Origin of the sequence: Allobaculum stercoricanis DSM 13633 (assembly GCF_000384195.1) — a bacterium.
Taxonomy (GTDB): Bacteria; Bacillota_I; Bacilli_A; order Erysipelotrichales; family Erysipelotrichaceae; genus Allobaculum; species Allobaculum stercoricanis.
In genome coordinates this window covers 1,000,448-1,021,213 of record NZ_KB913034.1, presented here as the reverse complement: position 1 = coordinate 1,021,213, position 20,766 = coordinate 1,000,448, and the positions used below count along the sequence as shown (strand labels likewise).

Here is a 20,766-nt window from a genome sequence, read left to right as displayed (position 1 = left end):
TTAAGATGATTCGAACGATAGCTCTCCTACATATCATGCAGACAGTGCATTAGATCTTCTCTAATACCCCACAAAATAAACATGCCTGCTTATTTTGTTCGGCGTCTTTGCTCAAAGGAAAAGTCAAATGCCTGCCGACTTCTTTTCCATTAGTCATTAACGCAACCTCTATCTAAATATCTATAATCTAAATTGTATAAAGGTTTGAATACTTGAGCAACAATTAAAAACATAAAATGAAAAATTTCCAGATGTTGAAAATAAATGTAAATTAATTTATAAAAAATGAACAGAATGATGAAGGGTTCGGAGACTTGAAACGGAATTTGTGTTTATGTAATGTTATGGATGAATACAATCCATTTGAGTGTGTATTAAACCGAAATATAGAAAACAAAACATCTATTTATAATTATATCAGAGATAAGAAAATAATATAAGACTTATATATTGAAATAAAATTGGATATCATTAAATTAAATAAAAAATTATCAAAAGAAATAGGAGGCGGATGATTGAAATGAGAAATATATAAAAGAAAGAATCTGATTTCTTTCTAATATTTAGAATTACATAGCATTTAAATAACCAAATTTAAAGAAAGGAAAATACTATGAAAAAATCATTAAAGTGTTTGGTTAGCATGATGATGGTCGTAACTTTTATAGTTCCAGGTCCATCAATCATTAAAGCCAATGAAACTAATCAAATCATTGCAGTACAGACAAGCCAAAATGAAATGTGTTTTTTTTCAACGCAAGAAGATTATCAATGTTATTTGAAAAATAGAAATTCATCAAATAATGAAGTGAAGCATCGTGGAGATTTTGTCACTACTGTTGAAGTATCAAGACAAAATTTATATATGAAGTTTGTAGGATATCATAGTAAAACTCCAGTATGGACAAAAGCAGATTCTTATACAATAAGAGTAGAGGATTCTGTGACTGTATCAACACAAGGGGTTTTCGATGGAATGACTTATACTTTAGAACTCACAAAAACTGTAGGAGTTGATACAAATATACCAGCGGACCCAACTAAATATAGTCGTTTAGGTATTTATGGAGATTTTTTAGTTAAACACATGAGAGATTATCTACAAGACCAGAATGGTATTTATGGATCTTATGATTATATTTCTACCCAAACATTAAATTCATATATTAACGTAACTTACAAATAGATAATGATATTTTTGACAAAAGATAAAAAATCATTTAATGTGTTCTGCACTTTGACATATAGTAGAACGATGTATATGAATATTCCACTTACATTTATTAGCGTGATAAGCTAAAAAAGGGGATACTTTATGAACAATCCTTACGAGAAGCGCTTGCTATTTTGCTTTTTTATCTATACGATAATTTTTATCGGAGCATCATTATTTGGCTATGATCGCACTTTTATCAATTATACTTTTGGTCATGTAAGCTTAATAGGGACGCTTTATAAAAGTAATTTGATTATACCATTCGCAATCAATACATTTTTGCTAATTTACTACGTAGTAAAAGCTAAACGCACAAAGTGAATGATAAATATTGGTAACAATACTTAATATCAATTTTTAAATGTTTAAATAAACAATTAAATGTATTTAAATTTTTACTATCGATAAAAATAAGCAAGCTGATGAGTGATATAAGAATAATATTTTGCTTTTCATTAACCTGATTTTTATCTTAAGAAACGAGAATGCTTTATGAATAATCCTTTTGAGAAAAGGTTACTATTCTGCTTCTTTATCTATGTATTAATCTTTATTGGGGCTGCGTTATTTGCACAAACTTATGATTTTGTATTTAGTTTTGGAGTTTCCGGTAGAATGAGTATAATAGAAACTCTTTATAAAAGTAATTTATTTATACCGTTTGCAATTAATACATTTTTATTATTTTATTATGCCGTAAAAGCTATTTTCTGATATGAATTTATAAATTAATTTTGCCGAGTTTATGTCAGAAGTTTATATAAAGGTAAGGAGTATTCTAAAGTGACCTTATAAAGTAGACACTATAAAATAACTTAACATAGTTGTGATTTGGTAATGAATGACTTTTCGTTCATTACCATTTTTTTTTTTTTTTGCCTTCAACAAGAAGAAAAAAACTTTTATTTAAAATTGGGATCTATTCACCATATCTGAACCATATGGTCATATTGATTGCATATTTCTATTCTTTTTTTCAAAAATGGTTGATAATAAGAACAATTAGAAAAATGATTTGGATATACATAATTGAGCAATTTGAATATCTTTTTTCGTAATAGAAACTAGATCAAGGTAGAGAGGGAAAGCCGATGATTGAAACGATTTCCTTACAAGGGACACTTCATCAAAAACATGATGTTGCTAACCAAGATGCCGTACGAACTTTTGACGTTAAAGGTTATCATGGATTAGTTTTATGTGATGGTGTTTCATTGAAATCAGATTGGACATTCTCAAATAGTGAAATTGCTGCTAAATTGGTTTCTCAAGCAGCAAGTATGTTTTTAGAAGAGACATTACAAGAGAATATGGAAACAGAAGAACTTGAACAACTCGTACGAGAAGCTTTTGTATTTGCCGAACACTATTTACAAGAGAATCTGAAAAAAGTGAACATTCCATTATTTGATTGTCAAACGACATTAATTGTTGCTTTATTTGCCCAAGGCAGATTGATTGGTGGGATTGCCGGAGATGGTGGCATTTTATTCCAATGTCAATCGGATCGATTTGGCATGATGATTACACATCTAAAAACATCTTCTCGTGTTTCTCCAATTTCTGACCAATTTGCTTGGCAATTTTTTGTGATGGATAATCAGCAAGATCCGGTTCGGTCTGTCATTGCCGCAACTGATGGTGTTTTTGATCAGTTGATCTATGTCACTTCCCAAGAACAACATCAAGTAGCTGGCAATAAAGAATTAATCGATCGCTTATTTCATCTTGACAAAACGGCACCACAAAATACACATCAATGGCTTTTGCAATGCATTGACAAGCTTGATGGTACTGATGATAAAACGATCGCGATATTGATCGATGAACAAACAACTTCTAAAGAAGAGAAACATTTAGTGAATCATGAAAATGAATAATAAATTTGAAACGAAATCTGCATCTTCAGGTTTCGTTTTTTACGTGTGTCGGGCATGACACACATCTTGTCGGTGAAAGTCCGACCACGGGTATTTGTCGCCAAGTGTAGCAAACCGCAAGCCGAAGGCCGTGAGGCCGGGGTGAAGGAAGCGGTGTAGCAAATCTGTCGAGCCTACGAACAGAAACCTGATATAAGGCCAAATGGCGGGTAAGGTTGCGTAACAAACCAAAGCCCAAAAGACAAACGTAACGCCAAGACGATAAATCAAAAGGTTGTGCAGTGAAAGATGTGTGTCTTACCCCGAGAGATCTCGCGGACGATATTCCGAGATGCTTTAAAATCAGCAATCGGTGGCCCAAGAATACGGGTTCGGTCGAAATAAGGTTTGTCGCGAGAAGTCAGCTGAGGGCATAGTAAGTCATCGACTGAAGGCCCTAATGGTTTTTCAGAGCGTTCCGCTTTGAAATAACAAACCAGTAATCTGTAAATCTGGAAAAATCCAACACAGAAGAAACGTAATCTTCTGGGACACTCTGGACGAGGATGATCTGAATTTGTTTGTGAAAAGAAAAAAGACCCATCATGCGTTTAATTGAATCAATACTTCAATCAGAAAACATGAATCAAGCTATCCGAGCTGTCCAACGGAATAAAGGTTCAGCCGGAATAGATGGAGTCACAGTGGGTGATCTTGAATCCTACTGGGATAAGCATCAGGAAGAAATTACTGAGGCTATACTGAATATGAAATATAAGCCCCAACCGGTCAGACGGGTCTATATCCCTAAACCTTATGGAAAGAAACGCCCGTTAGGTATTCCAACTGTCATGGACAGAGCCATTCAACAGGCAGTTGCCCAGGTGCTCGATCTCATCTTTGACCCGTCGTTTAGTGATAGTAGTTTTGGTTTTCGTAAAGGCAGAAGTGCACATGATGCCATCATGCAGGCATTGAATTACCTGAACGAAGGTTACGACTGGGTCATCGATTTAGATATCGAGAAATTCTTTGACAAAGTGAATCACGATAAACTCATTTCACTGATCCGAAATCTCATCAATGAAAAAGAAGTTCTCCATCTGATCCGATTCTTCCTCAAAGCAGGCGTGCTTGAGGAGGGCAAGATCGTAAAAAGTGATCTCGGCACACTGCAAGGTGGGTGCATTTCGCCAGTACTAGCCAACATCTATCTAGATCTATTCGACAAAGAATTAGAGAGTAGAGGTCTTAGATTCTGCAGATATGCCGATGACGTCGTAATTTTCGTCAAAAGTGAAATGGCTGCGAATAGAATCATGAAATCAGTTTCCAGTTGGTTAGAAAGGAAACTATTTCTCACTGTCAGTGCAACTAAAACCCATGTATGTCGACCACCAGAAAGTACCTTTCTAGGTTTCACCTTTTGGAAGGGTAAAGATGGATGGAAAGCAAAACCAACAAATGATCGCAAACAAAGACTCTATGACAAAATCAAAGAAGTTCTTTGTAGGAAAAGAGCGGTCGCATCACCATTAAAAGACGTGTTTACAAAAGTAAACCAAATCGTCAGAGGTTGGATTAACTATTTTAGCATTGGTTCGATGAAAAAGTTCCTGACTAAGTTCGGTGAGTGGCTCAGGCATAAAATCCGAGTTGTCATATTGAAACAGTGGAAAAGACCACGAACAATCTTCGATAACCTGATGAAATTGAATCGCATATCTAAATGGCCTTTAGAATCTGAATTGATCAGACAAACGGCCAACTCCAGGCTAGGCCTATATAGGACAGCAGGAATGCGAACAGTGAACTTTCTGATCTCACCAAATATTTTGGCAATGAGAAAAGGAGATCGATCAGGATTGATCGATCCCCTTAATCTCTATTTATCATTTTATAACGCATGAAATAAAACTGTAAAGCTGTAGCGCCGTATACGAGAACCGTACGTACGGTGCAATGAGAGGGGCGAGACTCACAGATAGTCTCCCTCTACTCTATTTTCTATATATGGATCAGGCAATGCTGATGAAAAGCGGATGAAACATAAGAGAAAACGTGTTAAACTTAGTCATTGATAAACATGAATGAGCTATTTTGTCTTGTAAATGATTCGATTAAACGGGATCGAATTTTGTTTTTTTCAGACAAGCTTTATACTTTTGAATGTTCTCAAAAAGAAAAAGATAAAAATGAATGGAGAGAAAGAATGAGCTACTTAAGTTTCAATGATATCGTTGCACATATGAAGAACTACGGGTTCGTTTACCAAGGTTCAGAAATCTATGGTGGTCTTGCCAATACATGGGATTTTGGTCCTTTAGGAATTGAACTCAAAAACAATATCAAAAATGCATGGTGGAAACGTTTTATTACTGAACAACCTGAAAACGTCGGAATTCAATCCGCAATTTTGATGAACCCAAATGTATGGGTTGCAAGTGGTCACGTTGGTGGATTCTCTGATCCATTGATGGACTGTAAAGAATGTAAAACACGTTATCGTGCAGATACATTAATTGAAGATGCATCACATGGAGAAGTGATCCCAGCAGGTTGGTCCAACAAAGAAATGGAAGCGTATATCGATGAACACGATATCGTTTGCCCAAACTGTGGAAAGAAAAACTTCACACCAATTCGTCAGTTCAACTTGATGTTCAAAACATTCCAAGGGGTTACTGAAGATGCAAAAAGTGAAATCTATTTACGTCCAGAAACTGCACAAGGTATTTTCGTTAACTTTAAAAACGTTCAAAGAACAATGCGTCGTAAATTACCTTTTGGTGTGGGTCAAATTGGTAAATCATTCCGTAATGAAATCACTCCAGGTAACTTCATTTTCCGTACACGTGAATTTGAACAGATGGAATTAGAATTCTTCTGCAAACCAGGTACAGATTTAGAATGGTTCAAAAAATTAGAAGGTATGTGTGAACAGTTCTTATATGATTTAGGTCTTCAAAAAGATCGTTTACGTTTAAGAGCACATGACCAAGAAGAATTATCTCACTACTCCAATGCGACTACAGATATCGAATATTTATTTGGTGATCCAATTGGTTGGGGTGAACTTTGGGGTATTGCAGACCGTACTGATTTCGACTTAACTGCTCATCAAAACGTATCTAAACAGTCTTTGGAATATTTCGATCAAGAAGCAAACGAAAAATATATTCCATATGTTATTGAACCATCTGTTGGTGTTGAACGTTTAATTTTAGCTGTTATGTCTCAAGCTTTAGAACAAGAAGTCATTAGTGAAAATGATATTCGTACAGTTTTACGTTTACATCCAGCGCTTGCTCCTTATAAAGCAGCTATTTTACCTTTAAGTAAAAAACTTTCTGAACCAGCAATGGAATTAACTCGTCAGTTAGGTAAATCTGTAAGCGTAACATTTGATGATGCACAATCTATTGGTAAACGTTATCGTCGTCAAGATGCGATTGGTACACCATTCTGCATTACTGTTGACTTTGAAACTGAAAAAGATGGATGTGTAACAGTTCGTGAACGTGATTCTATGGAACAAGTTCGTATTCCATTAACTGAAGTTCAAGAATATATCGAATCTCGCACTCGTTTTGAATAAGATTTCAATCGAAAATCAATAATATTTTAGGATTGAAGCATCTTTCGACTTTACCGCTTTTGTTTAAAACGTTGTTACAAACAAGTGTTTTACTCATGCGCTTTGGAAGATTGTTTCAATCCTTCTTTATATTTAGGAAACATTGCCAATTTTAGTCTATAACAAATAAAGAAGGGAGGAGTCACGATGCGTGTTTCGCAAAGAGATCATCAAAATATTTTAGATCAAGCTGATATTGTCGATATCATCTCACGTTATGTACCCCTCGATAAAAAAGGCAAAGAGTATGTTGGCGTTTGTCCATTCCATGATGATCATTCGCCAAGTATGCATGTTTCATTGGATAAACAAATTTATAAATGTTTTGCCTGTGGTGCAGGGGGAAATGTGATTAAATTTGTCAGTGAAATCGAAAAAATCACTTATCAAGATGCATTGATCAAAGTAGCCGAACTCATTCATTATCCTTTACAACTAATCCATGAACCACAAAAAACAAAAGATCCAAATCAACCACTTTATGATGCATTACGTCTATTTACTGCTTATGGAAAATATGAACTCAATAGTCCGGATGGCTTACAAGCGAGCCAATATTTAGCTGAGCGGAAATTTTCTAAACAAATCATCGATGATTTTGATATTGGTTACGTGCCTTCCTTTGATATGGTCAGCCAATATTTGCAGGCGCGGATTAAAGATCGTGATGTATTAGAACAAACAGGTTTGATCGTAGCCGGGGAATCATCTTATATCCCTTATTTTTATGAACGTATTTTAATTCCGATTCACGATGCAAATGGACAACCGGTCGGCTATACAGCAAGAATTTTGCCAGGTTCATCCAAGAAGGCTAAATACGTGAATACGACGACAACGGTACTTTATGAAAAAAGCCATTTGATCTTTAACTACCACCGTGCAAAGAAATATGCCGCAAAAGCGGGACGAGTCATTTTATGCGAAGGGGCAATGGATGTTTTAGGTCTTGCTAAAGCAGGCATGTATGAAGGAATTGCCAATCTAGGAACAGCCTGTACGCCGATGCAACTTGATTTGATCGCAAATCTTCATGTGCCAGTTGTAGTTTTCTATGACCAAGATAGTGCTGGACAAAAAGCAGCATGGAACTTTGCACAAGCTGCATTTAAAGCCGGAATTCGCTTTTCGTTTGTTCATACGACACAAGCCAAAGATCCGGATGATATTTTTATTGAAAAAGGTGCGGAAGCTTTACAACAAGCGGTTAACTCTACTATTAGTTATGCAGAATTTGCCTTTGATTATCTACAAACCCAATATAATCTGCAAAATTATGAAGATAAAAAGCAATATGCCAAATTGATGGAGGGAATTATTCGTAATTCTCTTGAACAATACGAACAACCGGTGATGTTTGATCGTTTAAAAGAATTGACCGGTTATAGTTTTGAAAAAGAACATTCATCTTGGCAACCGAAAAAAGCGGGTCATCAATTTGCCCAACCGATTGTAACCCCACCAGTAGAACCTGGCCATGATCATGCCGAAAAGTCCGTTTTATGGTGCATGTTACGCTCGGATCAATTTATCGATCAATACAATGAGCAAGTGGGAGTATTTACGAATCCAACTTGCATGACATTGTTTAAGTATCTGCAACTTTTTTATAAACAACATTCGACTATCGATCCACTTTCTTTATTTGAAGTGCTCGAAGAAAGTGATGTCAAACAACTCTTTTTAGAATTAGCAGATTGGCCGGATTATAGCGATATGATTGATCAGTTGTTCAATGATTCGACAAAAAAGATTTTAAAAGATGTCATTGAAAATCAAATCAATGCAATTAATACCCAAATTAAACAAGTCAAAAATCCTTTGGAATTAAAAGATTTGTTAATTAAGAAACGTGATTTGGTCTGCAGAAAAAATCAGATTTAAAATAGAAAGGAGGAGTCCGTCTTCAATGAAAGATACATTAAACTCAACCGAAAAACGCCAAACTTTATTCAATCCCGAACAAAAACTAGATTATGGTCTGGAGAATCGTTTGGAAGAAGATCGGATGAGTGAAATACAATTCGATGACAAAAAAAGAGAAGATTTGGTTAATCAAATGTGTCCAAGTTTGCAACAGCAATTTGAAGATCATGAAGTAGCTACTTTAGAACAATCATTTAATAAACAAACCCATCAAAGCTATGATTCAGTCAAAATGTATTTACATCAGATTGGACAAATTCCTTTATTAACATTAGATGAAGAACAAGCTGCTGCAAAACAATATTTGGAAGGGCACATTGAGGGGAAAAATATTTTGATTCAAGCCAATCTACGCCTCGTGGTTTCTATTGCCAAAAAATATACGGGGCGCGGATTGCCACTTCTTGACTTGATCCAAGAAGGAAATTGCGGTCTGATTAAAGCGGTTGATAAATTTGATTATACAAAAGGCTTTAAGTTTTCGACTTATGCGACATGGTGGATTCGGCAAGCGATCACAAGAGCAATTGCGGATCAAGCAAAAACGATTCGTATCCCTGCGCATATGATTGAATTGATCAATAAACTGACAAAAGTTTCGAGACAATTAACACAAGATTTAGGCAGAGAGCCATTATCTGAGGAAATTGCCGAAAAAATGGAAGGATTATCTGTTGATCGTATTCGAGAAATTCAACGTCTAACGCTTGAACCTGTTTCTTTGGAAACTCCAATTGGTGATCAAAATGATTCTCAACTTGGAGATTTTATCGAAGATCAAACCTCAATATCGCCTACGGATTATACGAATCAAACTCTTCTCAAAGAAGAATTAGCTAATTTACTACAAACACTAACGCCAAAAGAAGAACAAGTTTTATTGCTTCGCTATGGTTTAGTAGATGGAAAAACGCATACTTTAGACCAACTCGGTCAAGAGTTTCAACTCACAAGGGAGTGCATTCGTCAAATTGAATCAAAAGCTTTACGAAAATTACGCAATCCCATGCGTTCAAAACGCTTAAAAGAATTTATGGAGTCATAATGGAAATTTCAAAACGATTAAGAACAATCGCCTCACTAGCGAGCGAACCGATCATTGCGGATATCGGTTGTGATCATGGTTTAGTTTGTATCGATGCCGTATTAAAAGGAAAAGTAAAAAAAGCCTATGCCTGTGATTTGCGAGAAGGTCCTCTACAACAAGCAAAGGCAAATATCCAATCTTTTCATCTCGAAGATCAAATTGAAACACACCTCGAAAGTGGAATTCATAATTTGCCTTTAGATACGAAGCAAATCATTATTGCGGGGATGGGTGGAAAGTTAATCATTGATATTTTGCAAGCAGATCCTATTCCACAATCCGTCAATTCAATGATTTTATGTCCACATAAAGATGCAGTCGATTTAAGAGCTTTTTTAATCAAGAGTGGTTGGCAAATTGTTAAAGAACAAGTAGTTCATGATGGCCATTTTTATCCGATCCTTATCGTACAAAGAGCTCATCCTACTTGTGAACAACAAGCTTTAGAAGAAGATTTATTGCTTGGATTGAATGTGCTCGATCATGAAGATTATCGACAATATTTACAATGGCAAAAAGCGCAATGGTTAACCATTTTAGAAAAAATGCCACTGGATCAACAAGCAACTTTACAAAATAAGCTCAAATGGATTGACAGACGTTATCGTAAAATGATAGACAAAGAAGAGAAATAGAGGAACAGATTGAGTCTTTTCAATCGAAAGTACGTGATCTAAGCATCTTTCGATTGAAAAGATCTTGATTATTCAATACATTTTTTGCATTCGTATTTAATTTTTCAATTTGGAGTATTCAACTTTGGAATTTTCAGATTCTTTTTGAACTCAATAATCATTTGATTGTACTGACATCAATTTTATCTATCGTTGAAATCCATTTTTGTATGCAATTTTTAGTGAAATAGAAAAAGAGGAGACTATGAGCGAAACAGTAGAAGGCGTTTTAGAGATCTTGCAAGACGGGTATGGATTCCTCCGTGGTGAAAACTACTTGTCGAGTAAAAATGATATTTACATTAGTGCCAATCGAATTAAATCAATGCGTCTAAGACAAGGAGATTTGATTCGTGGTCAATTAAACGATCGCATTGAAGACAATAAAGCAAGACAACTCAGTCAAGTTGAGAGTGTCAACGATCAACCGATTATTCATTCATTACATCGAACCCATTTTGAACGTTTGACTCCAATTTCACCTACGGAGCGATTTAAAATGGAAACGGATGATGAGAATATGTCTGGACGATTAATTGACTTGCTTTGTCCAATCGGGAAAGGCCAACGTGGATTGATTATTTCTCCACCAAAAGCCGGAAAAACGACATTATTAAAAACAATCGCCCATTCTTTACAAGTGAATCATCCAGATGTGCATTTAATTATTTTATTAATTGATGAACGTCCAGAGGAAGTAACCGATATTAAAGATACAATTATCGATCATAACGTAGAAATTGTATATTCGACGTTTGATGAAGAACCGCAACACCATCGCCGTGTTGCCGAAATGGCGATTGAACGAGCAAAAGCACTCGTCGAAATGGGTGGCGATGTTGTGATCTTATTAGACTCCATCACTCGTTTAGCAAGAACATATAACTTACTTGTACCAAATTCGGGAAAAATCCTTTCCGGTGGTCTTGATCCACTTTCCCTCTATTATCCAAAACACTTCTTTGGAGCAGCCCGAAACATTCGGGAAGGGGGATCATTAACGATTTTGGCAACTGCATTAGTGGATACGGGAAGCCGTATGGATGAGGTTATCTTTGAAGAATTTAAAGGAACAGGAAATATGGAGCTTGTCTTAAGTCGAGATTTAGCGTTCCAGCGAATTTTCCCTGCGATTGATATTTTACGTTCAGGAACACGTAAGGATGATTTATTGTTATCCAAAGATGAACAAAAAGCGGCTAGTTTAATTCGATCGCACGCAAGAATTAAAGAAGAACAAGCGACTTTGGATGTATTAAAATCATTTGCGGTATGTTCTAACAATCAAACATTAGTAGAATTGTTAACGAAAGAATCTGAAAAATAATAAAGATAAATTGATTAGCGAGATTACAGTTCAATGATAGAAAAACACCACATCCATGGACGATAAGCCAAAGATGTGGTGTTTTTTAAAATGTGTTTGAATCAATTTCTTTAATTTTTTGAATAATGGCTTCTTTTAAAAAGGCAGGCGTGCTCGCACCACTTGTAATAGCGAGCCGTTTGACGCCACTTAATTGTTGAGGATGCAGTTGGCTTGCATCTTCAAGTTGGATGACTTGTTCTATTTGGGCAGTTTTGCCAATTTGAGCCAGTTTTCTGGTGTTGTTACTAGCTGGATCGCCTACAACAATCAATAAATCAATATTTTGATTGGCAAGATCTAAAACGGCTTTTTGGCGCACGCGCGTTGCATTGCAAATTTCATCGCAAAAAACAGCTTGAGGATAGTGTTCTTGAATAGCATCAAATAATTGTTGTAAATCGACAATAGACATCGTTGTTTGATTTGTGACAAAAATGGGTTGATTAATATGATCGGGAATATCAGCAATCGTTTCTATCAAATAGACATCTTGCTGTTGAAACGTTGCTCCTTCAGCTTCCGGATGACCTTTTTTGCCGATATAGAAAATGACTTCTTTTTGTTGTAAGTGTTTGGCAATAAGGTTTTGAGTATAGCGAACAAAAGGACAAGAAGCATCCACGACATGTAATCCCTTGTCTTTTGCTTTTTGGCGAACTTGATCACTGACACCATGTGCTGTAAAGATCACAGTACCCGCATCAATTTGATCGAGTAATTCAAGGCGACTTTTCTGTTTCGCTTCTAAAACTCTAATTCCTTTTTCTTTAAGAGATTGATTAACAAAATCGTTATGGACTAACGAACCTAAGATCGTAATGGGGCGTGGACAATCGGATTGTAAAGTTTGATCAACAAGGGTAAGCGCTTGTGTCACCCCTTTACAAAAACCTTGAACACTTGCTTCGATGATTTCGATCATGAATCTTCCTATCTAGCTTTATGTAAAGCATATTGTATTTTTATGTAAATTGAATCAAGAAAAACAAAATCTTATAACCGTTCTCTTTTCAATAAGCGTTAGTTTTGGTAAACTTGCAATTCGAATGTTAAAATTTTTAACTAGGGACGATCTATATTCGTCCAACTAAAATATCGAATAAGCCAATAACAAGTCATGAACTGAACTTGTCGGCTTTTATTCTATCATTGATCTAGAATAGATGAGATAGAAATACAAATAAAAGAAAGAGGTGTTGATGATGAACCGTATCGAAGAGATGATGAAAGTCGAAGGATTCAAAACTTTGACTCCGATTCAAGAAGCGGTGATTCACCGTAAAGATAAACAACGCGATTTAATCGGAATTTCGACAACCGGATCAGGCAAATCCCATGCCTTCTTTATGCCGATTTTCGAAGCAATCGACGCGTCAATGGATGAAGTTCAAGCTGTAATTTCCGTACCTACTCGTGAACTCGCTTGGCAATTATATGAAAGATGTAAAAAGCTCGCTGATCATTTTGATGTGCGTATTCGTTTAGTCACAGGTGGAATGGAGAAAAAAGAAGGTGGTCTAGTTCCACATATCGTAATTGGAACACCAGGACGAATGAAAGATTTGTTCTTAGATGATCAAACTCTTCTTTTAAATACCGCAAAAATCATGGTCATTGATGAAGCAGATATGACCATGGAATTCGGCTTTTTGGAAGATGTCGACATGATTTTAAGCCACATGTCCCAAGACATTACAGTTATGGTCTTCTCGGCAACTATTCCAGAAATGCTCCAGCCATTCTTGAAAAAGTATCTCAATAATCCAGAACTCATTCGCATTAGTAGTAATGAAGAATTTGCGGCGGATATAGAGCATTATTTAATTCCTTTAAAACACAAGACAATGTCCGAACGTGTATCAGATGTTTTAAGTGTAATTCATCCTTATGTATGCTTAATCTTTGCGAACTCCAACCAAGAAGCGGCAACGCTTGCTCATGATATGCGTCAAGCGGGATATGATTTAGTCGAATTACATGGGGATTTAGAAGCTCGTGAACGTTCTCGCGCGATTCGTCAAATCCAATCCCAGAAAAAGTCTTATATTGTCGCAAGTGACATTGCTTCGAGAGGAATTGATTTAGAAGGAATTACACATGTTATTTCTTGTGGTTTCCCAAAAGATTTAAAATTCTACGAACACCGTTCTGGACGTACAGGAAGAGCAGGACGTGATGGTTTAGCGATTGCGATCGCTTCACCAAAAGATCAACAAGCAGTCGTAACACTTAGAAAACGCGGCATTGATTTTAAAGAAATGGACATTAAAGATGGCCATTTTGTCGAAGTGAAAGATCGTACGAAACGAAATGCGCCGAATAAAAAAGTAGAAATGAATGCTGAGTTAGGGAAAGTTGTTCATAAAAAAGCGAAAAAAGTAAAACCAAACTACAAAAAGAAACGTGCACAAGAATTAGAAAATGTGAAACGCCGCGCAAAACGAGCAATGATCCGTAAAGAAATTCAGCAACAAAAACGTGAACGTGCAAAAGCAAAACAACGTGCGAAAAGGGAACAATAATCGATGAAATATTTAGGATCACATGTGAGCTTCAAAGCACCCAAATATTTTCAAGGTGCGATTGAAGAAGCACTTAGCTATGGTGCCGATGCCTGCATGATTTATACAGGACCACCACAAAACTCAAAACGTGCCCCAATTGAAAAGTTAAAAATCCAAGAGGGAATTGATACATTTACAAAAGCGGGATGGCAACCATTCCAAATCGTTGTTCATGCGCCTTACATTATTAATCTAGCAAACTCTGCTAATCCAGATACTTCCTATTTTGGCCGTGATTTTCTCAAAGAAGAAATCGTGCGCACAGCAGCAATCGGTTCAAAATATTTAGTTTTACATCCAGGTGCTCGTTTAAAAGCGGGTGTTGAGGTTGGTGTCGAATGGATTTGTCGTGCGATTAATGAAGTTTTAGATGAAGATGATCATGATGTGATGATTTGTCTAGAAAGTATGGCAGGCAAAGGAACAGAGGTAGGACGCAACTTTTCTGAATTGAAAATGATTATTGATGGCGTGCACCACAAAGAAAGAATGGGTGTATGTTTAGACACGTGTCATTTACACGATGCTGGATATGATCTTGAACATTTTGATGAAGTTATGGAAGAATTTGACTCTATTGTCGGCTTAGATCGTTTAAAAGTATTCCATATCAATGATTCGAAAAACGAAAGAGGAGCTCATAAAGACCGTCACGAAAATATCGGTAAAGGTTATATCGGATTTGAAACACTTGCTAAAATCGTCCATGATCCACGATTAGACAACGTCGTTAAAATTCTCGAAACGCCTTATATTGAAGGGAATCCTCCTTATAAAGAAGAAATTGCTCAACTTCGTTCATATTCGAGTAACGAATAAAGCTCACTAGGACGCAATTACCCCCTGCGTCCTATTTTTCGATTTTAAAAGTTGATTTTAAAGCATATTTAAGCAAGTTTTATTTCTTATTAATCTTGCTTTAATTATTTGAAATAGTCTGTCATTAAACAGATTTTGTTGTTATTGCATAAAAAACAATGTTATAATTCCCACGATCAAGCAGATAAAACAATATTATTAAGATAATATTAATTGTATGTTTTTGTCTCTCTATCTAGATGGTTTATTCAGTAAATTGTGTAATGGTATCATGATTTTTACTGAGAGCTTGTCTACTCTACAAGAAAGGAAGCCGTAAGATGAAATTGTATAAGAATGCTGCGATGGTTTTAGCTTTAAGCATGCTTGCTCAACAAGTAGGTACCTTACATGTGATTGCCAAAACAACAACCAAACATGATTCATTGATTCATCGCCATCAACAATTGAATACAAAAGATGATGCGACTGAAGATTCCATTCTTCCTTCCCAACAAGAAGTCCTTTCTGGAAATCAACATCAGGTTCAGCCAATTGTGTATACGACAAGCATTACGATCCCCATCTATCAACCTGTCGTCATGCCAGTTGCTCCGATCACTAATCAACAAGTCCCTCAAGATTCTTCGACAGAACAAAACTTTGAAGAAGTTCCATCCACGGAAGAGGCACAATTTGAAATCGTCAATGAGCCACAAGCAATTGTTGAACAAACCATAAGTGAGAAAACCCCACAATCTTTTTCATCAACGCCGGAAGTCAATGAAGTAGTTACTTCAATTGAAGAGCCTGTTATTCAAATTGAACAAATAGGGGAAGAACAATTTGAAGATGTGAACTCTTCACCAAATGTCGAAAGTTCTCAACCAAGTGGACAAGCTTTTGAATCCACTGAAGAAACTCAAGTGCAAACTTCAACGTCAAATGCAATCGTCGTAGATCAAAATACGCAATTTGATCATGAAATTGATTTTGTTGAAGAACCACAACAAGTCGAACCTTCTCAACCTGATTCCAATGAAGATTCAAATCAAATGGAAGATAATGATGCTTTAGTCCCGGGATTAGATGATGATGACTTTGAATGGGACGATGAATTTATCGAACCACCAGTTGCGATTAAACCAGGTGAACCGGAAGATCCGGAAGATCCTAATGTAGAACCACCAACTGAACCGCAACCAGGACCAACCCCTCATCCAGGTGATAACTATCAACCAGATGATACATATGATCCAAATCTGCCAGGATTGCCTTTTGATTCCATCGTAGGAAGCGAAGTGTATTATCCATCAAACGGAAGTTTATCCAATAGCTTTGTGATCATTTCTCCTTCGGCAGACTTGTCTAGCCAACAAAGCACGGGTCGCACAATTAGAATCAAAAAGCTCAATGCAAAGGCCAATCGTAAAGTTCGGGTGAACAATATGGGAGTCGTCAATTTGCTTCCTGATTTTGCCAATGCCCAGTCTTGGCGTTTATCGCTTTCGCCATATAACACGCCATCTTTATGGGGACAATGTACATGGTTTGCCTGGGGACGCTTCTATGAGCTTTATGGCTTTGATCCCGAGTTTAAAGGCAATGGATATGATTGTGTCGATGAATTATTAACTGCACATGCGGATAAATTTGAACGTTCTCAAAAACCAAAGGCAGGTGCGGTATTCTCTTCTGATGTTGAACATAACCATGTCGGAATTGTTTTGGATTATAACGAAAAAACAGACATTTTAACGATTCAAGAAGGCAATCTCGATGATGTGTCAAACCCAATTTGGAGTGATGCAATTCGCGATTACCGTACAATCCGCCTAACTTCTGAGGATATGAAAAAATTGTATGGAAATGTGACTTACGCTGTGCCTAAAAAGGATACAAAGTTTGTCAATTTCAATGCTAAACAAAAGAAGAAAAAGGAAAAGAAAACATCTGGAAATATCGATGCGAATAAAGTTCCATTAAAACAACTCACAAAAGGTTTAGTGGAAAAGAAAGTTATGTCTAAAGATATCTCTAGCGAAATTCAAGAAGTATTGGATGTGTTCCAAGAATTTGAAGGTAAGCGTCAAATGAATGACGGGTATTAAGATGAATAGCCTTTTGAGATAATTCGATCAGTTATCTCAGGGGGCTTTTTATTATGAATGATTTCGGCTATTTAGATCTTGGAATAGATTTCTCCAAAGTCAAAAACATTATTCTAGTGAATAACCCAGCCGATCTTCGTAAAGGGATTGATGGTTATGCTTCTATCATTCAGGGAATTTATCACCTAGATCCAACGGATGGTTCTTTGTATCTTTTTACTAACCGAACCAAAGATAAAATGAAAGGAATCCTCCATGATGGCAATGGTTACTGGTTGGTCTATAAACGTCTAGCTAGATCTCATTTAAAATGGCCTTTTACTGAAATAAATCAATATCAAACAATCAGCTCATCACAGTTACAAGCTCTACTATCCGGAATGACAATTGTGCCAGACCCTCAATTTTTACCTCAAAAACCAAAATACATTTAACCCAGCAGGCCACTCTGCTGGGTTTTTGACAAGAACTATATACATATGAAAAAACACATATTTAACACACTTAAATTTAATATAATATCTTATTAAGTTTCATATTATGCATAAATAAGATATAATACAGTTATGGTAAGAATAGATCCTGAAATTAAACAAAAAATCCGAACTAACATAGCGACTCAGATTCGTGAACAAACAAAAGACATGGACAAAAACGATGTCGTGAATTTACTTATTGATACAGTCTGCGAATCTCAAGGCAGAAAAGAGCTCAATAATTATCTCCAAAACGCTCTTTTTGCCGCAAAAACTGAAAACATTCAACTCAGACTCTTTGACTTAGATACCTTAGAACCAACTGATTTGGAAAAAGACACAATCGAATTCTTGAACGAAAAACGTGAAGCCTGTGAGATTACTGAAGAACAGTATCGCGAAGTTTTAGCTAAAGTCCAAAATCATCGAAAAAAGTTGGACAACCAATTAAACGATCTGAAAAAGCTAGATGCCGTTAAGAAAAACAAACCAAGAAAAGACTGCAGAAACCACGAACCCGATATCATCGATGTTATTCAACTCGATGAAAACACTCTCTGCCCATTCTGTGGCAGAAAGATGTCCCATTTAGATTATTCGGAAAAAACCGTTATTGAATACCAACCAGCTCAATACCTAATCAGAAAAATCAAACTGGAAAAAAAGGTTTGTCCGGTAGGATGTACAGATGAAAACGGAAAATCGATGATCGTCAAAGCTCAACCGAAAGAACCAGATCTCATTGACAAGAGCATTGCCACAACTTCTCTTGTTGCCGGCCTCGCTTATGAAAAATTCATGATGGGCACACCGTTATACCGCCTTGAAAAGGACGCCTCTGCTTTGGGAGTAGATCTGTCTAGACAGACAATGAGTAATATTTTACAGACGTGCTATGAACAATATCTAATCCCCATCTGCGAACAGATCAATCAGGATCTAGTGAAGCAAAATGTTATCCATATGGATGAAACACCGCTACAGTGTCTTGCCTTAAAAGACCGATCGACTTCCTATATGATCTGTGGAGTTAGTGGAGAATATGCACAACAACAAATGGTTCTTTACCAGTTCAATGAAAGTCGAAAAAAAGAATTTATCACAAGTATGCTTGGGACAGATTTTACCGGCGCACTCATGACAGATGGACTGCAAGGCTACAGATCCTATCCAGGATGCACAAAACTATCTTGTTTGGCACATGCAAGACGGTACTTTTATGATGCCGTTAACTGTAGGGATGATTATGCCCAATTGAAAAAGATTTTGAATGCGTATAAAAATTCCGATGATATTCCGGAAAAAGCTCAAGCCTTCCTTCAAGAACATGAGTCTTTAAATCGTTTAGTTGCCATTTTAAAACAAATCGCAGAACTGTATCAAATCGAGAATAACTTTTCCGATTGTTCAACTGAACAGAGAACACAAGCTAGAAAAAAGCTAAGCAATCCTCGTTTTGAAAAGTTAGTGCAAGAAGTTGAAATTGTAGCAGAAGGATTCGAAGAGAAAACGAAAGCCCATAAAGCTGCAACATACTTCTTGGAGCGTAAAGAAGAATTAGCGAGATACATAGAAAATGGCATTTATCCGATCGATAATAATTTAGCCGAAAGAAAAATAAAGAGTTTCGTGATCGCAAGAAAGAATTTCTTGTTCTCGAACAGTGTCAGCGGAGCAGAATCGGCTGCTGGGTATATGACACTGCTAGAATCAGCTAAAATGAATGGATTAAACCCATTCATGTACCTAGAACACGTTTTGAATACATTGAAGTATTACAAAGAAGAGCAAATTCCACAGAAAGTAGTGGAAGAGTTAGTTCCATACTCTAAAAATCTTCCTGAAAACTTATATCTTCAGTCAAATAATTAAGGCGCTGTATTCTGTTTAGCTACAAACAGAATACAGCGCCTTTTATTCTAATAACACACGTCATTCATTTGACGCTTACATTTGAAGAAGTCGTTGAAAAATAAATATACAAAAAAATCGCCTGTAACTTTGAATGATCAAAGAACAGGCGATTTTCTTTACTTCTAGAATAGAGGCAATAGCCATTGAATGAGATATCCACAAAGCAAAGAAGGAATTAACATCAAAAGAATCACTTTCCAAAGTTGCTTGCGATTTGGATCATATTGGAATAAGGCAACTAAACCGAGTCCAGCATTGGTCATCAACCCAGCAAGTAGAGATGCGAAAGTTAATGTTCCATTCGCAAATAACTCACAAAGAATTACAGTTGCAGCACAATTTGGAATGAAACCAAACAGGGAAGCGAGTAATGGCTGAATTGCATAGCTCGATTGTAAAAATGAACTTAAGCGTTCATGACCAATCGCTAAGGTAATTACATTAAAACCAAAGGTCACAATGAAGACGAAAGCATAAATACGTAGTGTTCGAATCAATGCGGAAAGCCATACTGGATATTGCGGATAACAACAAGCACAGCTTGGAGCTTGAGAAGATTCTTCTTCATATTGTTCGATTTCAAATTCTTCTTCATTTTCTGGTTCGTTGGGCAGTTCAGAGAAATAAATCAGTTTTTGATGCGGAAATAAAACGCGATCGATGAACATTCCAACAAGAGCAGCTATCACAAATTTGCATACAAGAAGTAGTAAAAGAGAGCTAAGCATATTTGGGTTTGCTAAAAGAATAGGAATCGCTTCATCACTCGTTGCGAGAAATACAGCAATCATTGTTCCAAGGGTAATGTTTTTGGAGACAAATAACATCGCTGCTAAAATTGAAAATCCGCATTGAGGAATCAATCCTAATAGCGCACCAAATAGAGGGCCGTATTTTTGTAAACGCCAAAAGATCGAGTCATCTTCATCCGATCTTCTTTGCATGGCATCTAAAAACAAGTAAACCACATAAAGAAGCGGAAGCATTAACCAGGTATCTTTTACGGCATCCATTAAACTATCAATTAATATTTCCATGTTATTTTTTATATCACCTTTTTTGTCAATGTTTATTGATTCGCTTAGTTTGTTAACAAACTAAATGAGTTCAAATGAAATCAAACGATTACATTTCA

15 protein-coding genes and 1 riboswitch are annotated in these 20,766 nt (G+C 36.3%); of the genes, 13 read left to right on the top strand and 2 right to left on the bottom strand.

Translation table 11 applies throughout. From position 1 onward, the window contains the following. Positions 1–10: 10 nt before the first annotated feature. Positions 11–179, bottom strand: a riboswitch (Lysine riboswitch). 434 nt (positions 180–613) lie between these two features. The 8 genes from ALLST_RS0104730 (at position 614) to rho (ending at position 11,726) form a co-directional block, all read left to right on the top strand. Beyond that, positions 614–1,186, top strand: coding sequence for a hypothetical protein (locus ALLST_RS0104730; RefSeq protein WP_019892940.1), 573 nt, complete (start codon positions 614–616; stop codon positions 1,184–1,186). Positions 1,187–2,307: 1,121 nt separating this feature from the next. Next, the gene (locus tag ALLST_RS0104720; protein WP_019892938.1) at positions 2,308–3,096 is read left to right on the top strand and encodes a protein phosphatase 2C domain-containing protein; all 789 of its coding nucleotides are present in this window, start codon (positions 2,308–2,310) and stop codon (positions 3,094–3,096) included. 584 nt (positions 3,097–3,680) lie between these two features. Then, the gene (ltrA, locus tag ALLST_RS0104715; RefSeq protein ID WP_019892937.1) at positions 3,681–4,985 is read left to right on the top strand and encodes a group II intron reverse transcriptase/maturase; all 1,305 of its coding nucleotides are present in this window, start codon (positions 3,681–3,683) and stop codon (positions 4,983–4,985) included. 302 nt (positions 4,986–5,287) lie between these two features. After that, positions 5,288–6,673 (top strand): glycine--tRNA ligase, encoded by a 1,386-nt coding sequence (locus ALLST_RS0104710; protein WP_026472784.1) that lies wholly within the window; start codon positions 5,288–5,290, stop codon positions 6,671–6,673. A gap of 186 nt (positions 6,674–6,859) precedes the next feature. Next, a complete protein-coding gene (dnaG, locus tag ALLST_RS0104705; RefSeq protein WP_019892935.1) occupies positions 6,860–8,596 on the top strand; it encodes a DNA primase in 1,737 nt (578 codons plus the stop codon). A 25-nt stretch (positions 8,597–8,621) separates the two neighbouring features. Next, on the top strand, positions 8,622–9,683 hold the full coding sequence (rpoD, locus tag ALLST_RS0104700) for an RNA polymerase sigma factor RpoD (RefSeq protein ID WP_019892934.1): 1,062 nt from the start codon (positions 8,622–8,624) through the stop codon (positions 9,681–9,683). After that, on the top strand, positions 9,683–10,360 hold the full coding sequence (locus ALLST_RS0104695) for a class I SAM-dependent methyltransferase (RefSeq protein ID WP_019892933.1): 678 nt from the start codon (positions 9,683–9,685) through the stop codon (positions 10,358–10,360). The genes rpoD and ALLST_RS0104695 overlap by 1 nt, the downstream gene beginning before the upstream one ends. A gap of 205 nt (positions 10,361–10,565) precedes the next feature. Continuing rightward, positions 10,566–11,726: a transcription termination factor Rho gene (gene rho / locus ALLST_RS0104690; protein ID WP_276885161.1), complete on the top strand. Its 1,161-nt coding sequence runs from the start codon at positions 10,566–10,568 to the stop codon at positions 11,724–11,726. Positions 11,727–11,811: 85 nt separating this feature from the next. Here the strand turns inward: rho and ispH are convergent, their stop codons facing one another. Next, a complete protein-coding gene (gene ispH, locus ALLST_RS0104685; RefSeq protein ID WP_019892931.1) occupies positions 11,812–12,690 on the bottom strand; it encodes a 4-hydroxy-3-methylbut-2-enyl diphosphate reductase in 879 nt (292 codons plus the stop codon). A gap of 277 nt (positions 12,691–12,967) precedes the next feature. Here ispH and ALLST_RS0104680 point away from each other — a divergent pair, with 277 nt between their 5' ends. The 5 genes from ALLST_RS0104680 (at position 12,968) to tnpC (ending at position 19,589) form a co-directional block, all read left to right on the top strand. After that, the gene (locus ALLST_RS0104680) at positions 12,968–14,290 is read left to right on the top strand and encodes a DEAD/DEAH box helicase (RefSeq protein WP_019892930.1); all 1,323 of its coding nucleotides are present in this window, start codon (positions 12,968–12,970) and stop codon (positions 14,288–14,290) included. Positions 14,291–14,293: 3 nt separating this feature from the next. Then, positions 14,294–15,151: a deoxyribonuclease IV gene (locus ALLST_RS0104675; RefSeq protein WP_019892929.1), complete on the top strand. Its 858-nt coding sequence runs from the start codon at positions 14,294–14,296 to the stop codon at positions 15,149–15,151. 320 nt (positions 15,152–15,471) lie between these two features. Next, the gene (locus ALLST_RS0104670) at positions 15,472–17,241 is read left to right on the top strand and encodes a CHAP domain-containing protein (RefSeq protein WP_019892928.1); all 1,770 of its coding nucleotides are present in this window, start codon (positions 15,472–15,474) and stop codon (positions 17,239–17,241) included. A 53-nt stretch (positions 17,242–17,294) separates the two neighbouring features. After that, entirely contained in the window at positions 17,295–17,675 is a 381-nt protein-coding gene (gene tnpB / locus ALLST_RS10150; RefSeq protein WP_019892745.1) for an IS66 family insertion sequence element accessory protein TnpB, read from the top strand. Between the two features lie 132 nt (positions 17,676–17,807). Next, positions 17,808–19,589: an IS66 family transposase gene (gene tnpC / locus ALLST_RS0104660; RefSeq protein WP_019892927.1), complete on the top strand. Its 1,782-nt coding sequence runs from the start codon at positions 17,808–17,810 to the stop codon at positions 19,587–19,589. Positions 19,590–19,753: 164 nt separating this feature from the next. On the opposite strand, the gene ALLST_RS0104655 is transcribed toward tnpC, so the two are convergent. Further along, complete coding sequence (locus ALLST_RS0104655; RefSeq protein WP_019892926.1) at positions 19,754–20,668, bottom strand: putative manganese transporter; 915 nt, start codon at positions 20,666–20,668, stop codon at positions 19,754–19,756. Between the last annotated feature and the right edge of the window lie 98 nt (positions 20,669–20,766).